Source organism: Buttiauxella sp. BIGb0552, assembly GCF_004366275.1.
Taxonomy (GTDB): Bacteria; Pseudomonadota; Gammaproteobacteria; order Enterobacterales; family Enterobacteriaceae; genus Buttiauxella; species Buttiauxella gaviniae.
Genome location: NZ_SODY01000001.1, coordinates 478326 through 495095, shown reverse-complemented (window position 1 = coordinate 495095; position 16770 = coordinate 478326). Strand labels below are relative to the sequence as shown.

General features: G+C 48.4%; 6 protein-coding genes and 1 pseudogene. 2 read left to right on the top strand and 5 right to left on the bottom strand.

Features of this window, described 5'->3' with window-relative positions; all coding sequences use genetic code 11:
• Positions 1-125: 125 nt before the first annotated feature.
• Positions 126-851: a DUF4145 domain-containing protein gene (locus EDF88_RS02325; RefSeq protein WP_134182613.1), complete on the bottom strand. Its 726-nt coding sequence runs from the start codon at positions 849-851 to the stop codon at positions 126-128.
• Between the two features lie 454 nt (positions 852-1305).
• Between EDF88_RS02325 and EDF88_RS02315 the strand changes: the two genes are divergently transcribed.
• A complete protein-coding gene (locus tag EDF88_RS02315) occupies positions 1306-3033 on the top strand; it encodes an ATP-binding protein (RefSeq protein ID WP_134182611.1) in 1728 nt (575 codons plus the stop codon).
• Entirely contained in the window at positions 3030-4445 is a 1416-nt protein-coding gene (locus EDF88_RS02310) for a UvrD-helicase domain-containing protein (protein ID WP_134182609.1), read from the top strand. Before EDF88_RS02315 ends, EDF88_RS02310 begins: the two co-directional genes overlap by 4 nt.
• Positions 4446-4863: 418 nt before the next feature.
• On the opposite strand, the gene EDF88_RS02305 is transcribed toward EDF88_RS02310, so the two are convergent.
• The 4 genes and pseudogenes from EDF88_RS02305 to EDF88_RS02290 form a co-directional block, all read right to left on the bottom strand.
• A complete protein-coding gene (locus EDF88_RS02305) occupies positions 4864-5733 on the bottom strand; it encodes a toll/interleukin-1 receptor domain-containing protein (protein WP_134182607.1) in 870 nt (289 codons plus the stop codon).
• A 386-nt stretch (positions 5734-6119) separates the two neighbouring features.
• Positions 6120-6374 (bottom strand): annotated as a pseudogene (locus tag EDF88_RS02300) (transposase); the annotation flags it as partial.
• 97 nt (positions 6375-6471) lie between these two features.
• On the bottom strand, positions 6472-9180 hold the full coding sequence (locus EDF88_RS02295; protein WP_243839567.1) for a DEAD/DEAH box helicase: 2709 nt from the start codon (positions 9178-9180) through the stop codon (positions 6472-6474).
• Positions 9170-16669 carry a hypothetical protein gene (locus tag EDF88_RS02290; protein ID WP_134182606.1) on the bottom strand — a complete coding sequence of 2500 codons (7500 nt, stop codon included), beginning with the start codon at positions 16667-16669 and terminating at the stop codon, positions 9170-9172. The genes EDF88_RS02295 and EDF88_RS02290 overlap by 11 nt, the downstream gene beginning before the upstream one ends.
• Positions 16670-16770: the final 101 nt, after the last annotated feature.

The following is a 16770-nucleotide window of genomic DNA, read 5'->3' as shown; positions in this document are numbered from 1 at the left end:
CCAAGCCGAGACCGGTTGATTCACATATATTTCTTCTTATACTCCCGATTTGCGAATACAAACAAAAGACAGCGCCGGATGATACAGATGTTACAGTCTAATTGCGGCCAATGACCTGACCCGATTCAGTTCCCTTGCTCCGGACGAAAACGCTTATCCAGATCGGCCGCCAGCTGTTTAATACTCTTCGTTGAACCTGCGTAAAGCTTACTGAGAACAAACTCAATAATCCGATAGGCTTGGTCGATATCAAAAGCATTGACGCGGTCCAGCGCATGACTTCCCGCATTACCCAGCCATTTAATCGCCATCAGAGCCGCTTTATGTTCACTGAACTGTTCAGGGAGTGCTTCAATCCTGCTGTGGAGCGAACGCATTACCGGTACACCTAACGCAGTCATCAACTCTTCGAGAGCAATGCGTATCGCATTTGCCGCCGCATTAGGAGCGCTAAGAAACAACCCGAATGACTGCATCAAGGGCTGAGCCACATTTTCCGGACAATGTGGCGGAACAGCAAAGGCCGGTAGCGGCGGAATAAAATGTCTGGCCTGGAATAGCTCATAATGTGGCTCATCACCGTCTTCTCCGTAATTTTGGTGAACACCACCGCTGCCACTGACAGCGACAACCATTTCACAACGGGCACGTTCACATTTCAGCAGGCAGCTGAAGACCAGATAAATGTCCTCGTATTCCCCCTCAGGTTCTTTCCAACGAGCGACAGACTCCGGAAGCGCTGCGTAATGAAAAGTACCTTCCTGTATGGCCAGAGACGTTGAGTGACAGGATGGACATGCCCAGTTCGGACAATGATTTTCGGTAAAATGAGTCAAAAGTGATGGATTCATGGTTTTTTGTCTTCCGTACTCGCTGGTGTATCTGCTTACTGTTATTGCGAGCAGTCTATTATTTCAGATGGCTTTTCATTTTCGGGTGACCAGTAGCCACCGCTGCTATGATAGGTTTCTGCGCCAAGAACGAACTGAGTTCGGCAATAGTTACATGCGAAATGATAATCAACTATAACGCTCCACACCATCTTCTCAGCACACTCGTGGAAGCTATATTAATTCCAGCCATTTGTCGTTTCAATTTCGGAAAGCGTTCCTTCATCCAGCGCGTTTCTGGCAATACGAATTGCTTTTCGTAGTTGATCTGGTGCCCGGATAACGTATTTCACGCACAGTTCCTGACAACGCTCGTAGCTCATTTACTGCATCACAATTAAATCAGAAAGGGTGTGTCATAATTGCTGCCATTTCGATGTAAATACTACATTAGTGGATTACGAGGGAACGACACATGGCTGTTATCCGCCACATCAGCATTCAGAATTTTCGCGCAATACGGCAGGCTGAATGGTTTCCAGGTCCAGGGCTGAACTGTCTGATTGGCCCCGGAGATTCTGGAAAATCGACCTTCGTTGACGCTATTGACCTGGTGCTCGGAGCGCGAAGATCGTTCACATTCAGTGATGCCGATTTTCATCTCATGAATTCGGCCACACCAGTCTGCATCAGTGTAACTCTCGGACAGCTTGATGACGGACTTCGGAATCTCGAGATCTATGGGCGTTATCTTCGTGGTTTCAACAGCGAAACGAAGGAAATCCATGATGAACCTCAGACAGGAGAGGAAACCGTACTCACACTGAGAATGGTCGTCGGTGCAGATCTCGAACCAGACTGGTGCTTATTTTCAGAACGAGCAACAGCGGAAGGATTGGATAAAAGGTTACTGTGGAAACATCGCGAACAGTTAAGCCCTACTCGCCTCGGGGCAACTTCGCATCATCATCTGGCATGGGGCAACCGCTCAGTACTGAATAAATTATCTGCAGAAGATTTTGATATCAGTGCAACGTTGGCCGAACTGTCCCGACAGACACGACACAACTTTGCTTCCCGGCAACTACCGCAGTTGGATAACATCCTGACCGAGGTCAGAACCATTGCAAATGGGTTAGGTGTTCAGGTCGGAGAACTAAAAGCGCTGCTGGATGTGAATGGAGTCTCCCTATCTAACAGTGCAATCAGCCTGCATAACAGTGATAACACGCCACTGAGAATGCTTGGAACAGGATCAACCCGATTGCTGGTTAGCGGGTTACAAAAAGCTGTCGGACGTCCGGGGATCATACTTGTTGATGAAGCAGAGTACGGGCTGGAGCCCTACAGAATCAGCCGACTCTTGCATCAACTAGGTTCTCGTGATGATGAACCCGCTTCACAGGTATTCATCACCACCCATTCCCCATATGTTCTCAGGGAACTCAAGGCAACCCAGCTCTGTGTACTGAGAAAAGTAGATCAACCGGCCCAAGAGACTTCACACAATTTCCTGACACTGAGTGGAGACGATCAGGAACAAGCTACCTTAAGGGCCTGCGCTGAAGCCTTTTTCAGCAAAGCCGTAATTGTGGGCGAAGGTGGAACTGAGGTTGGTTTTATCAGAGGGCTAGACTTATCCAGACAACGCAGGGGAAGAACGGGCTTTCAGGATCAGGGGGCCTTTGCTACAGATGGTGGCGGCGGGGACAAGTATTTCAAACGCGCGGAGGTTTTTGCACAACTGGGATATCGTACTGCCCTATTAAAAGATTCAGATATCACCACACCTGCACACAGGCAGCAGACTGAACACTGCCGGGCCAGTGGCGTGACCATTTTTGAATGGGGTAATGGTTTTTCAACAGAGGGTGCCCTGCTAGCCTGGTGCCCTGTTGAGACTATCCGTGACATCGTTCTTCTTGCTGCGGCTCTCAACAGCCAGCAACAGGTGGATCAGCACATTCAGAACTGCTCCCAGGGGGCTTATAACTTTGAAGCATGCACTGGTGAGCCAACAGACGAAATGAGAGAGCCAGTGGCTCACGCTGCTGGCAAATATGGCTGGTTTAAAACGATCGGGAAGGCTGAAGATTTAGCGGAGAAGGTCGTCAGTCCGGTCATCAATCAGTTTTCACTACCCTTCCGGGATATTATCAGAGCTCTGCTGGCATGGGCTGCAAAAAATGGTGACCTACGATGAGTGTGGATGCGGTTTTGAACGCCACTAAAGGTCTGATTGTTGCACCAGCGGGATGTGGCAAAACACACCTGATTACTGAAACTCTGGGTGTTGCACAAAGTAAGCCGTATCTCGTGCTCACACACACAACAGCAGGGGTAACAGCACTCAAAAAGCGACTGAGCCGTTTTGCAGTTTCTCCGCAGAACTATATTGTGACAACAATAGATGGATGGGCTCTGAAGATAGCTGGATGCTTCCCGGGACTATGCCCGCTTGATGTGGGTCCTGAAGATCCAGCCGTTTTCTACCCTTCTCTTCGCCGTGCCGTACTGAATCTGGTTGTTAACGGTAATATTAGCGAAATCATCACAGCTACTTATTCGCGTTTGCTGGTCGATGAATACCAGGACTGCAATAGCGAGCAACATGAACTGACTTGTGCGCTTTCACGTTTGCTACCAACGATAGTCTTTGGTGACCCGATGCAGTGTATCTTCAGCTTCTGCGGCCCTATGCCAGACTGGAACCGAACAGTTGAAACTTTTTTCCCTACTCTGGCAACCTTACAAACGCCCTGGCGCTGGAACAATGCGCAAACGCCAGATTTGGGTCAATGGATCCTTGAGCAAAGGCATCGTTTACTTCGCCGGGAGCGTATCGATTTAAGTTCCTGTCCTGACTATGTCCGTTTTCATCCTCTTTCACGAAATCACAATGACAATATCCAGCGCCAGCAGCGCGAATATTACTCGCTGCTTCGCCAGTTTCCCGACGATTCAGTCTTAGTCATGGGTGATTCACGAAGAGCATCATCCCGGCATAAATTTGCACAACGAATCAATGGTCTTAATGTTGTCGAACCAGTAGATCTGAGTGACGTGATGAGAATGGCCGCATCCCTTGACGAAGCTAATGCCGCCAAAGTGATGCCAAATCTTTTACAGGCTGCTGCTGAGCTGATGACAAATGTTGGCGTTAGTACAACCTTACGCAGAATTGGTTCTATTCAGGCTGGACGAAACAGGACAGCCCCTTCTTTGCTTGAGAATTTATTGGTAGAGCTTACTTTGGCTCCCACCCGACAAAATATGCGAACGACACTCCTTTTGCTCGAGGAAAAGGAAGAAACGCGTGTCTTTAGGGTCGGAGCTCTGCAAGTTCTAAAAGATGCGATAAATTTGTCCATCAGCTCACCTGACAAAAGCATTAGAGAGTCAGCATCAATTATTCGTGAACAACGTAGATACCAAGGGGAAGGACGCGTATCGCACCGTTCAATAGGCTCAACTCTTCTTCTGAAAGGGCTGGAATGCGATCACGCGCTGATACTGGATGTGGGAAACATGGGGGCAAGTGATTTGTATGTTGCGCTCTCCAGGGGGGCTAAATCTGTTACGGTCTTCTCGGGTCGTGATGACTTCACACCCTGAAATTCCACCAATAGGGCTGGATTGTCTGCCGGGGCGGGGTCAGTCCACATAAACCTGATTGGTCAGCTTGAACATGGTTTTTTTCTTGATTCCTTTATGGTTCATGGTGAAGTTGAAAGCGCTGGAGTGTGATGTGGTGCAGCTGAATATCCGGACAATGGTGTTATACCTTTCCAACCTAAGCTTTGATGTTCTTCACGTTAGAAGAGTGCTTTCTTGTTGATGTTTTGTAGCATTTGCACAAGAAAGCAGCCAGATAACCTCCAAAATTTAGTAACAGGTTGTTATATGCCATCTCAGGATCATTCCAGGAAACACGTTTTAGAGCGGGAAAGTCAACATGACGCCTTGACCTGCCCCCGATCACTAATTAAGCTAACACCCAACTAAGCGGCGCGAAGCATCCACTGCCTTCTCTTTATGCTTTTTCTGAGTCCGGCCGCTTGAGCACTGAACTCATGTGTTCATATGATTGTGCAATGAGCGTTGTAGTATTAACCAGAACATCGCGTCCTGTATCTTCACCTAGCCTACGAACACCAATTCTAAGTCGGTATTCTTCTCCATTATCGGATCCTGCCACTATGACTTTTTCTACTTTTTCTCTTTCGGTCACTAACAGTGGACGAAAGTCTGGTCTGGCCTGAAAATACTCATTGATCACACGAACAATATAAGCTCGTGCATGCTCCTCACCAATTGATTCTTTTTTGGCTTCATATTTTTCTGTTGCTACCGGTGAACACAATACTTCGATATTTGTGAGGCAAGTGTATGGTTGATTCTGTGCTTGCTCTACAAAGTTAAGAATTATTGCGAACAGACCATTTACGTCACCCCAGTCGATTGACCAATCAACGTGATACTCCGGCTCTTTTGCTCTAGCGAGAAAAGGACTAGTTACTTTTGCTATCCCCTCGACAACAGTTCTTAAACCATCATCAAAGCTAGTTCGAAAATCAGCGTATAGTTTACCTCTGGCAAAAAGAGGGATATCACAGTCTTCCAGTAACACAGGCATTACAACAACTCGTTTTTCTTCAAGCTCACGTAGAAACCCTGAGGAAAGTTCCCTTTTACACCACGCGGAAGCAATGGATGCTTTTGACAGAATGACTAGAAGTGCGCTTGCTCCATCTACAGCATCCTGCACTTTGTCGATAATCGAGTCACCAATACTTAACTCCCATCGATCAAGCCATACATTTACATTTCTACGGACCAACTGAATTGCAAGCTTGTCCACGAAGTCCTTATTTTCATGTGAGTAACTTATAAATATTGGCATTAGTAGAACTCTTCTCTATTTAGATGTGAGGCGTAACAGTTATTAGACAGACAACGTCTACCTGAGCTTGCCCATCTAAAACTCCTTACGTAATCCTTTCAACCATTCATCCCGGCCAAGCTTTGCACAACTATCTGTATAGAACTCAGCGATTGGATAAGCAGCTCATGAAATGCAGACATTATCGGTCTAACACAATAGTAAACTATGTACATAGTTTACTATTATCGAAAGTAGGTCATTAAATGACAACTGTAACGAGTCAAGATTGTAGAGCTAAGCAACTTTGGGGCAAAGGTGAACAGGTCAGTTCTGTCGAATTGTTCGTTGCACCATAAACAAAAAGGAAAGCCTGTCAGTAATTCTGTGTAACTGCCCATTCGTTGAAGGTGGTCGCTCAGGCGATCACCGAATTCGATAAAAAAACGACTCATCGCCAGCCGCAAGTTCTGGATCGGCATACTCCATTTTTTCGACGCATCCTTTATCGCCAGATAAATAACTTTCCGTACCGAGTCATCTGTCGGGAACACTTTGCGTTTCTTGATGGCAGCCCGGATCACGAAGTTCAGCGATTCGATAGCGTTTGTTGTGTAGATGGCCTTGCGGATATCCGGCAGATAGATGAAGAGCGTAGCGACTCAGGCTTTGCGTTATCTGATATCACCACAGTAACTGTCTGAAATTCCTGCTGGTATAGTGACTACCTTGATCCGAGTTTACAGACAACGCGCTCGGTTAGCCTGAGTGATCAGAGTTTGTCTCATTGTCTTCATAAGGCAAAAAAGTCGCTATCAACGAGTAAGTGATATGCTCATAGGGCAGACTCATCATTGGTAACCTTTCTTCAAGCTCTTTTTCTACCCCGGCAAGGCACGACGTGTGATCAAAGAGATATTCTGTATCCCAGAACACATCTCTGACATTTCTGGGAATATTTTCGTAAAGACTGGAAAGTTCAAGCATGAGTTCTTCATTGATAAGCAGTTTGAATTCTGGGCCTGCACTCAAACCAACAATAGTAAATGACTGATTGCCGTTATCACCGGTAACTTGATCTCGCAGCAAATATACGAATAGCGGAGCCTCTATACCTTTTGCAATAGCCGCTGTGGCATCAAATTGCTCTGCCTGGTTTATGGCTTTATCGAAAATGGGATGGCCGACTCCAAGGATTTCGATTTTTTTATCCTTCACTGAACGGTCAAATGAGAGACAATCGTACCGGCGCCTGATGCCAAACTGATTACTCCAGATTTTAGGCGTTTTAAAGCTCATTAGACCCTCGTCACTCATCTCAAGACGATGTCCGTTCAGCTTAAGCATATTGTCAAAGAAGCCCTGCATATTGATAAGATCCAGTTTGGGGACCTCGTCGAGATTCTGGTATTCAAACTTTTCTGCATGACCAATCAGATTTTTAACCACACTCACGGCAGACTGTCCGCCAAACGTTCCCGTTCTGGAGTCGAACCATTTTTTTAAGCTTTCAGGATCCTCAGCAAATCCCTCTGAGAAAAGCGCATTGAAAAAGCCTTTATCCGTCATACCAAGAATGAGCTGCAACAGGTCTTCCGGTTCTTCCATGGCAGCGCCTAAAGAGCGCATAACGTTTTCAATTTTTGTATTTAACAAATCCCAGATCCTTGACTCTACGGTGTCCGGGTTGCGTAAAGCGATGACTTCTACCTGCTGGCGTTGGCCATAGCGATTAAGTCGTCCAACACGTTGGTGCAGGCGCATGGGATTCCATGGAAGGTCAACATGAATCATGGAATAGCAATTATCCTGCAGGTCGATCCCTTCCCCACCGGCTTCGGTACAAATAATAAATCTGATGCTTCCCTCTTTAAATTTCCCCGCAGCATCATAGCGGTTCATCGTCCAACTGAAGCGCTCTCCAGATTCATTAAAAATGCCCTCCAGACGCCCTTCTCCATTGATAAAACCGACTGAACCAAAGCCGTAGCGTTGATGTAAAGTATTGGCGATAAGTGCCTGGGTAGCCTTATATTCCGTGAAGAAGACAACCGTTCGGTTCTTGAATTCATTTTCAAGCACATCGATTAGCGTTTGGATCTTTGTTTCCTGTTGAACCTCTGAGGCCAGGAGCTGCAGCTCTTCAAGCATTGGCAGCTCATTCTCCATGAGTGCCACCTGTACCGACACACTGGCGTACTCTTCTTCCAGTTCGACGTAATGGTCATCCAGTTCGGGAGCTTCAAGCTCTTCAGCAAGAAGCAATAACGCCTGCCCAATGTCCTGTAACCGAAGCTTACTGTCTCCTAGTCGACGAATACGGCCGCTGATTGCCGCGTAAATTGCGGCAACCGAGCTGGCAGCAAGTTTTTGCATCGCGATCAGCACAAGTTGAACAGCGCGCTGATCGACTTTCGTCAGAGAGGATGCGTAAGCCTGGCCGGTTAGAATAAAGTTGGTTAATTTGTCATAAAAAGCTTGTTCGACGGCAGAGAACATATACGGTCTGGAACCGACCTGGACGGGTTTAAACAGCTTATTCCCTTCCATGTCAGTGACTTGCTGCTTGTTATTTCTGATGACGACTTGTTTAACGCCCTGAAGCTGAGCGTCAGCCGCTTTATTAGGTTCAAACAGATCGGGCCGCAGCAGGTGCAGCAATGCGAAAAAGCCGTAGTCTTTGCCGCGATGGGGCGTGGCGGTAAAAAACAGCCGTGACTCAAATTTATTATGCTCTATTAAGTTCTGGATAAAACGATAGCCCAGTGTTGCACCCGTATCTTCCTGATTGTTGAGATGATGGGCTTCATCCACGATCAACAGATCCCAGTTTTCGGCATTGAGCATTCGATCATGCCGGCCATGGCTGTCTTTGCGCAATGTGGGCAATGATGCCACGACCAGATCGTGTGTATTCCAGTAATCAGAACGTTCCGTATCGATATCCGGAGAATATAGCGTCAGCCTGATATCAAACATCAGACGGAGTCGTTCCTGCCATTGCGATACCAGCGAAGCCGGTGTTAACACCAGCAAACGCCGCACTCGCTTTTTCGCAATCAGCGGCCATAAGATTAAACCGGCTTCAATGGTCTTTCCCAGGCCAACATCATCTGCAATTAATTTCTGAACCGGCCATTTCCGCAGAACGTTGTGGCATACCCATAGCTGATGCGGCAGCAGGTTGATACGTGACGTCGAAAAGACTCCCCAGCTATCATTGATCGAGCGAATGGCCAGTGCCTGACAGCGGGCAATGACTTCACGGAGGTTATCAAACTGGCCCTCGGCGATGGCATCAATGGAACTTTTAACGAGTTCAAGCTCGTTAACCGGGCGTTCCTGAAAACCGCTTTCAAACCGGACCAGCGCAGTTCCATTTCGGACCAGTTGCACCTCGCCAATCCCAAAGCGAGGATGTCTGACCTGGCTGCCTGCACTTAAGATAATTTCGTCATCACTCATCATTTTTCTCGTTCCAGCTGCCAATTTTCAGAATATCTGCAAGGCACTCTCGATTTTCACTTCTGGCAAGGACGCGTAACGGAATATCAAAAGCACCGTTAAACGTGGCCTTTTCTTCACCCATGTGTTGACAGAGAAAAGCGTGAATTACCTTTGAATGTTCCGCAGAGGCTGAATCCAGCTGTAATCCCCCTTCCGGTAGCCGATGACTTAGCAAATCACGGACCCCAGCAGAGGCCATATAGCAATGGGGTGCGAGTGAGTGATCTTCATAAACATTATGGCGACACAGCTCACGTAAGATAAAATTCACTCCGATGCCAAGCGTTGATTTCAACTCGGGTGGCGCAAAATTGCTACCGGACAACATTGCACTCTGTCCTGGCCGGATAAGGTTGTTAATGTTCGGCAACCCCGATTCTGCAGACCAAAAGAGATCAATATAATCCGTCATGTTACTGGAGAAACGATACAGCGGCAGTATCTGCAGCCATACCCGGTACGCCTCACCGGTGATGGACTTAGCCAGATAGCGATCCATAACCTCAAACCACTCATCCGCATTATCCGTACGGACGAAAACATCCCACCATTTTTGCTGGCTGAAGTATTTCAGCGCATCACGATGTTGATACTCCCGTGTACGTCCCAAAGTCTGGCAGGAGCCCAAAAACAGCAGCTGGAGCCATGCCTTGTTGAAACGTTCAGGGTTGTCATCCTCTTTAATCGCTAACCAGTCAAACTGGCCATCCGGATAAAGCTGGCTTTCATACTCTGTGCGTTCTGGAGCCTCTTTCTCCCACCAATCATAAATATGCTCCAGTGCATCAGTTAAGCCCAGTGATGATCGGCCCTCTTTAATGAGCTGCTCATTTATTCGTTTGTTACGTTCATTGTCCGTCACCATACGAACGTTACGGAAGATATCTATATCTTTTTTCTTCCAGCCCCATTTATCCAAATGCTGAACATCGATAGTAAACAGCCAGTGAGGAGCGCGTGTTGCCTTGAAGCCATCGGCGAGCGCCTCACCGTACAACCCATTTACAAGATACCGGCACAGCGCTTTTTGTTTGCGGGGATCAGATTCAACCTCCGGTAACTGCGCCCACTTATCCAGTGTTTTTGCATCGTATGGCCGGGTAGCACGCCGGCATCTCTCGATAAATCGAATATCATTGTCACTATACTGAGACGACAAAATGAAAGATTGTGGAGCAAAATCAATGACTAAATTTTCATCCCCAGCGGGATTTTGTACCTGCCGCAATAGCGCTTCTTTAACCGGTCGGTGGGCATGGTTTTCCATCAATAAGGTCACTTTCGCCAATCGTTCTTTGAATCGTTCAACCTGTTCCTGAGTCGCCTTCTCTTTGTTTAGCAGGTTATCAAAGGTTTCATCAAAAATTGGCTGAAGCTGCGCGGCTTTAGACGGTGACAGGTAGCTGTCATCCAGCTCTTCGTCCAGTAATGTCTCCAGTTCCAGTGCAGGAACTGGCAGGCCTAAATCGAAAAGGGAACGCCCTACCGTATAGCTTACCAATTGCTCATTCTTGAAGTAGCGCTGTAAGGCTGAAAGCCCTGAAACCTGTGAAGAGATATTACTCAGTAATTCGCTTGCCCGGTGGGTTACTGTCGTCATCGAGATAAGAGGAGCTGATGCATCGCTCATATCGGTGGGCAGCGCTTTATGCGAGTGATAGAACGACAAGATCCCTCCAGCCTCAGCGCTGAACATTTGCAGAATCAAATCAGCATACGAATCAACATCGCCGTCACTCCCCGCCTGGCTTTTTACGCCGGGAATGCTCTCCTGCAGCACCTGCCACAGGTTTCCCCAAAACGTGACGAAGTCAGTCTCATCATCCAGTTCCCACTCCGATTTAATCGCCCGCCAGTTTTGCTGGCTGCGCTGGAATAACTGTGCCAGGAAAACCGCAAGCTTACCGCCAAGAAGAGTGAAGAGTCGCCGGTTATGAGCCGAAGTGATCGCCAACTGATTTCGGCCAATATCCACATCGAAATTCGCATTGATCGCAAAGCCGAGTTTGATCTCTCCCAGAAGCGGCGCGAGATTCCAGAGACGCGGTATGCTGTAATTATTTCCTAATGGAATGGGGCCCTTCGCTCCCCGGCGGAAAACAAAGCTCCCCGCCTCTGTTTTCAGGGCTGCAATAGCCATATCACTCTTACGCTTTGAGGATGAAACCCGCACTGATCCAAAACTCAAGCCTTCAATGAGTTCGCTGGATTTTGGCTTCCAGTGATACGACTCGCCGTTGAGTTGAATAGTATGAATCTGTCTGGCAAAGACCGGCAGTAGTGCGACGTGTCGGTTGAAAGCCTGCAGCACGATATCAGGAGTAAACTTTTCCTGCAGTGGTAATGACACCAACGTCGGTTTGTAGACTCCCTCAAGGCGCTCCTCCCGTACCAACCTGAACAAGGCATCATGATCCTCGCTGACTTTGGGTAAAATCCCGCCCTCAATCTGAACAGCCAGACGCCCTGAAACGATATGCGGCTTGTCGGTAACAAGCAGGCAGCTTTTAAAGCCCAGACCAAATTTACCGGTGGTTTTCTCATCTTTATTCGACCGATTCCGGGCAATCATTTTCTCCAGATCGGTTTTAAATCTGAACTCTGTACCATCAATCGCGCTGCCCGCAGCCCGGAACTGGTTAACTTCTCGTCCCCAGTTAAAAAATTGCAGTTCACCGTGACCAGATCGCACTCTGAACACGCTGCGGTCATTGATTTCATCCGCTCCAACACCCAATTTTGCCAGTTCGATGACCGCATCATCCGCATTCTGGAATAATTCGAAGGGAATACTCTGCGGATGGTACTGTGCCTGGGTAATTTTATGGCGCACAGCCTCCAGAATTGCTATCTGCAGGTCGTTACGACGCTCAATTTCAGAGCTAATTTTCTCAAGCGCCCGAGCACGTTCAACTTCATTGAAGCGCCCTTTTTCCGGAACGCGTGCCCGGTAATATCCTTCTATCAGCGTTGCCAGTGGCGCATCGTTCAGACGAAGCTCTTCTAACTGATACACGATACTGTCGAGCATGGTTATTTTGGCTGTCAAAATATCCAACTGCTCGGCACCTGTGAATTTACCCCAGATATGGTCTAGTGGGAGTCGCTGACCGTAGACTTTTTCTAACAGCAGCTCGGCACTCTGCTTGAGAATTTCAAGCAGACGCGCCTCCCCCATTTCCATTACCGGCAGCTTGCGTAGCATGAGTCCTATTTTTGTCGAACTTGCGAAGCGGTGCCTTTCCCAGATGAACAACGTCCGGGCGTCGGATTCCAGTTCAATTTCGATCGGGGTGTTCATGATCGAGTGAACCGTTGCCCTGTCACCTTCAAACTGGGTCAGAGAAAACGTCATAGAGGAGACAGCCTGCCGAAGCGATTTCCCCGGAAAGAGCACAGGATTATCCGGAGTAGAAGTCAGTACCTTCCAGTTTTCCCCCATTTTGCCAATAAGATCATCGGGAGTATGTTGCCCAAGATAGGGGAGACTCACATGTTCGACGCCCGGAGTGCCGGACATCAACAGCATATTGACCGCGACCGCTAACCCATTAGTGACCTGACTGTGCCATTGAGAGAAATAGGATTCCAGAATACCGGCCGTGCCCAAAAAGGCCGTACTATCAGCCAGGCCGATGGACGATTCCATCGCTGAAGACTCTTGTACACTCTCCGGCAGCGCTGATTTGATGATTTGCCAGTCCTGCTCATGGAGCAGCGTTTTCCCTGCTGCACCGATAACGCCGTAACAGAGCTGCGTGGCGTTCACGTAGCTGTTCGCCTGGGTGCGCAATGTTAATGTTGGCAACAGATTACGCACCCTGGGAGTGGCGCATATGGCGGTCAGCAGGGCTCTCCGAAGTTGCGCAACCTCCTCTGCCGGGATGCCCAGAGAGACCAGACGCTCATGCGCCTGCACCAGTTGGTCAGCATCAACCTGGTTTCCTGTTAGCACTCCCGCGCTAGCTGGCGGAATAACGCCTTCGCTGGAAAAGTTAAAACACTCAATGAGTAGTTTCCAGCCTCTGAGAGAGCTAAAGACGTCAGCATAATTCGCCGCTTGTTTCAGCACTTCCGCTGTCGGTTGGCACTGGCCAATCTGATAACCCGGCGTGATTGCCGCTATTTTCAGTGCAGCGGCAGCGATCTCATCCGCGCTGTTTAGCAAAAGTGGCGTAATCAGGGCAAGATCATGTGTACTGGCAGTATCTATCTGTCCGGCGAAGAAAATCTGGTTGCTCTCTTTGCTCAGCAAATAACACGATCGCCAGTTTTCAGGTTGCCCGGCAATGACATAAGCAGGTGCTATTGGGTGGCCATTGGCCAGTAGCCAGGGCTTTGTTTTGAGTTCGTCCAGCCCTGGCAATCTACCGGACTGGTTTAGTTGTTCAATAATAAAGTGATTGTATTGTGATGGCATCTGCTGGCCGAGAGCGAGGGCAATCGCTTTATCCGCGTCAATCCCCTGCAAAAAGTTGTCCTGCTGTTTCTGAACCTCTCGCGACAAGGCGCGTTCAATCCAGATGACCGATTGTGCCAGCGTTTCCGGAAGCGGATAGTCACTGTAAAGCGCACACTGGTCTGTAATGGCTACAAATTCACCGCTGACCGTTTTGTGAAGAGGAAGCTTTCGCCAGATGGAGTCATCTTCAATGTAACGCAGAATCTCCTCCGCATATTCCTGCGTATGCACCAGCGAAGAAAAATCTACGGCTAGGATATCCTCGCCAAGTGCCTCCAGTACATTGTGGGCATCCATCTCTTTAAGATTGATACGTTCTCTTTCCTGGTAGCTAAACCTAAGGGCGCGAGAAAGAGCAGAAGGAATGATATGCCAGTCCTCATTACTGGCCAGCGTCGCTTTATGCAGCAAGGACCAGACTGGATTTTCATGGACAACGGACCAGAGCTCACATGACGGATCGATATCCAGCTTGCTGGCATGAAGTAAATACCGCACAGCAAGCTGTTCTTCGGCGCTTATCGCGTGGTCAATCTGGAGCTTCGAGACCAGTTGAGCGCGCCGTTCTGCAACTGCCAGCGTCGGTCTGTTTTCAAGTAAATGCAGCACGGCCCGCGTGTCACACAAGGTGACTTTGCCGCTAAACAACTTGTCGTTTACGTCTTTATTGATGAAGACAACCTGACGATCCGCTAAGGCACCTTCGAGAAACTCACCAAGCTGATAGTTTCCGACCTCACCGCGTCGGAATAAGCGGCGCTGCTGGAAAAGTTCCTGGAGCGTCCGTCGGGACTCCAGAAATGCCCTGGATTGCCCCGGACGATAAACCCTGAATAGCTTTATCGTATCGCGTTTTTTAAGTATTTCATCTCTGTCGAATGGTGTCAGCGCAGAGAGAAATTCAAGCGAAGCTTTCTCTTTTCGCTCATCCTGAATGGTGCTTTGGGCAATCGCGACCAGGCATTTTTCTGCATCATCAACATTCAGCGTACCTGTGCCAGGCTCTCCGTCAGGAACAATACAAGCAGGTATGATCAATCGACCTGTCTCACTCAGCGGAAGGGTGTCCCACAAGAGCTGCTCATCCCTTTCAATTCCAAATACCCAGCGATAAGTACCCGGAATGAAACAGAGGAACCGCCAGACCGCCGATTTGTTTGCGGATAACGCCGGTAATCTAATTTCACTCATAAAGCTTTTAGCCAGGCGTATTAAGGCATTCAGGCAACGTTCATTATTCTTCAGAAACGGCTCCGGAAGACTCTCCAGGAAGTCGTTAAGATAGCCAAGTTGGATCTGAGACTCAAACACGCGCGGGGAGACTGATTTCAGAAGCGTGCTAACCTCTTCACTCGTCCAGTAAGAATTCTGCGGTGCCAGGATATTGGGTTTACGCAGTTCAAACAGTGCATAATTTTCAGCCAGCGTTTTCAGCCCAGGTAAAGTATCCCATACGCGATCATAGTCATTAGAGGCCGGAGTCGGGAGTGGTCGTGTTTGTTGCTGCCCCGCAATGAGTGACCAACGGCTTCGTTCCCCTGGCAACATTTGGAAAACCCACTGATTTTTTGCGGTGGCGTGATTCTGGTAACGACCCCTTTCACTACTAAAATATCTTTGTAATCCCTCGCTCAGCGCCATCGTCTGTTCAGACGTCAAAGATAACCGAGCAGCCCCCTGGCTGACCGAGGCCAAAATCAGCGGCAACGTTCCCTCGTTGGCCAACAGGCGGTTCCATTCATGAGTGACGTACTCTTCAGAACTGGGCTCAAGGGAAACATTCTCACCAATACTCTTTTGACCGTGAATCCCAACGCGTCCGGCATCGATAAAGAAGTAGCCATGGAGGAATAGCTCAAAGCAGGTATTGCCGGCGATGTGGGTCACAAACGTTTGTTTCGATTGAAAGACATCTTGATCCCCCAGTGGCAGGAATACCGCCCAGCGAACGGTAAGCGTCGATTGCTCATTCTCAGCTTTTCTGGCAATCAGCACCGCCGCCGCATGAGGCTTTGTTTTGTCCTCAATTTTCTGTTCTGCACCCGCAGAATTTCGCCCGTAGCTGATCGGCCAAAATTGATGGGCTTTCAGTTGTATGAAAGGCTCTGACCCCAGCATCGTCTCAACACCAACATAGTTAAGATGAGGTAGCATTTCGCCCTGCCCGGACTGAAGGGAGATCTTCCCCTGCCAGTTTTGAGCCTGTCCTGTATCCGGGAAGGTACATCTGCCAGAACCATCCTGCAGCCGCACGGCAAAAAGCGGTGTTGCACGCGCCCCTGTAACAGTGTATCCGGAGACAGATTTGAGTGTTTTCAACATGGGCAATAAGTGGCCCAGCTGCACAGGAAGGTGGGGAGCGGTAATAAATGAAGGTATCGTGCGCTTAAAATCAGGGCTATTGATGATGTAATTGTATTTCTCACCTCGTTCAGCGGCAATGAACTCCGAACGTAGTGGGATCCAGACAATAAACCTATAGGGCTTAGAGGCAAATTCGGAATCCAGTAAATCTATTGTACTTTGCAGTAGACGTTTATCGTTTTCGCTGAAATGCTCCCAGTCTGGTCGTTGATCGCTCCAGGGGTTTAGCACATCCGCTTTAGCGTCCTGTCCTTTTTCCTGCCAGTCGCTACCGATATAGAAATAGACCTCACCCAGATGAAAAAGGCTTTTCATTCCAAGGCCAAACTTGCCAACTGCATGCTGATTACCGGCTTTGCTACCCAATCCTATTGAGCGAATACCCTTAGCATCCGCATCGCTCAGCCTGGCATCATTGACAAAGAAGATTGCCGGGTCACGTAATAAAGGGTGCTCAGCACCTCCAAGCCCCTCGTGCCAGCCAAGTAGTAACGACTCCGCTCTGGCATCGTCCGCATTCTGAACGATCTCTTTCAGTACGGGAAAACCGCTTTTATAACGGTCTCGTAAGTTATCGGCGATGAGCTGAATATCACTAAGAGGGTCTCGAATAAAGCCTGACATGGGATAGTCCTTTAATACGTGGTTTTGTGCGATAGGCCAGAACCACCAAGATAAGAATATTCTCAGTTAATTTTACTCTGAAGACAACAGGTCGTATCAGC

What these genes read in the sequence shown, in the direction of transcription:
- EDF88_RS02290 (WP_134182606.1), bottom strand. Translation starts at nt 16,669, where the DNA reads ATGTCAGGCTTTATTCGAGACCCTCTTAGTGATATTCAGCTCATCGCC.
- EDF88_RS02325 (WP_134182613.1), bottom strand. Translation starts at nt 851, where the DNA reads ATGAATCCATCACTTTTGACTCATTTTACCGAAAATCATTGTCCGAAC.
- EDF88_RS02295 (WP_243839567.1), bottom strand. Translation starts at nt 9,180, where the DNA reads ATGATGAGTGATGACGAAATTATCTTAAGTGCAGGCAGCCAGGTCAGA.
- EDF88_RS02305 (WP_134182607.1), bottom strand. Translation starts at nt 5,733, where the DNA reads ATGCCAATATTTATAAGTTACTCACATGAAAATAAGGACTTCGTGGAC.
- EDF88_RS02315 (WP_134182611.1), top strand. Translation starts at nt 1,306, where the DNA reads ATGGCTGTTATCCGCCACATCAGCATTCAGAATTTTCGCGCAATACGG.
- EDF88_RS02310 (WP_134182609.1), top strand. Translation starts at nt 3,030, where the DNA reads ATGAGTGTGGATGCGGTTTTGAACGCCACTAAAGGTCTGATTGTTGCA.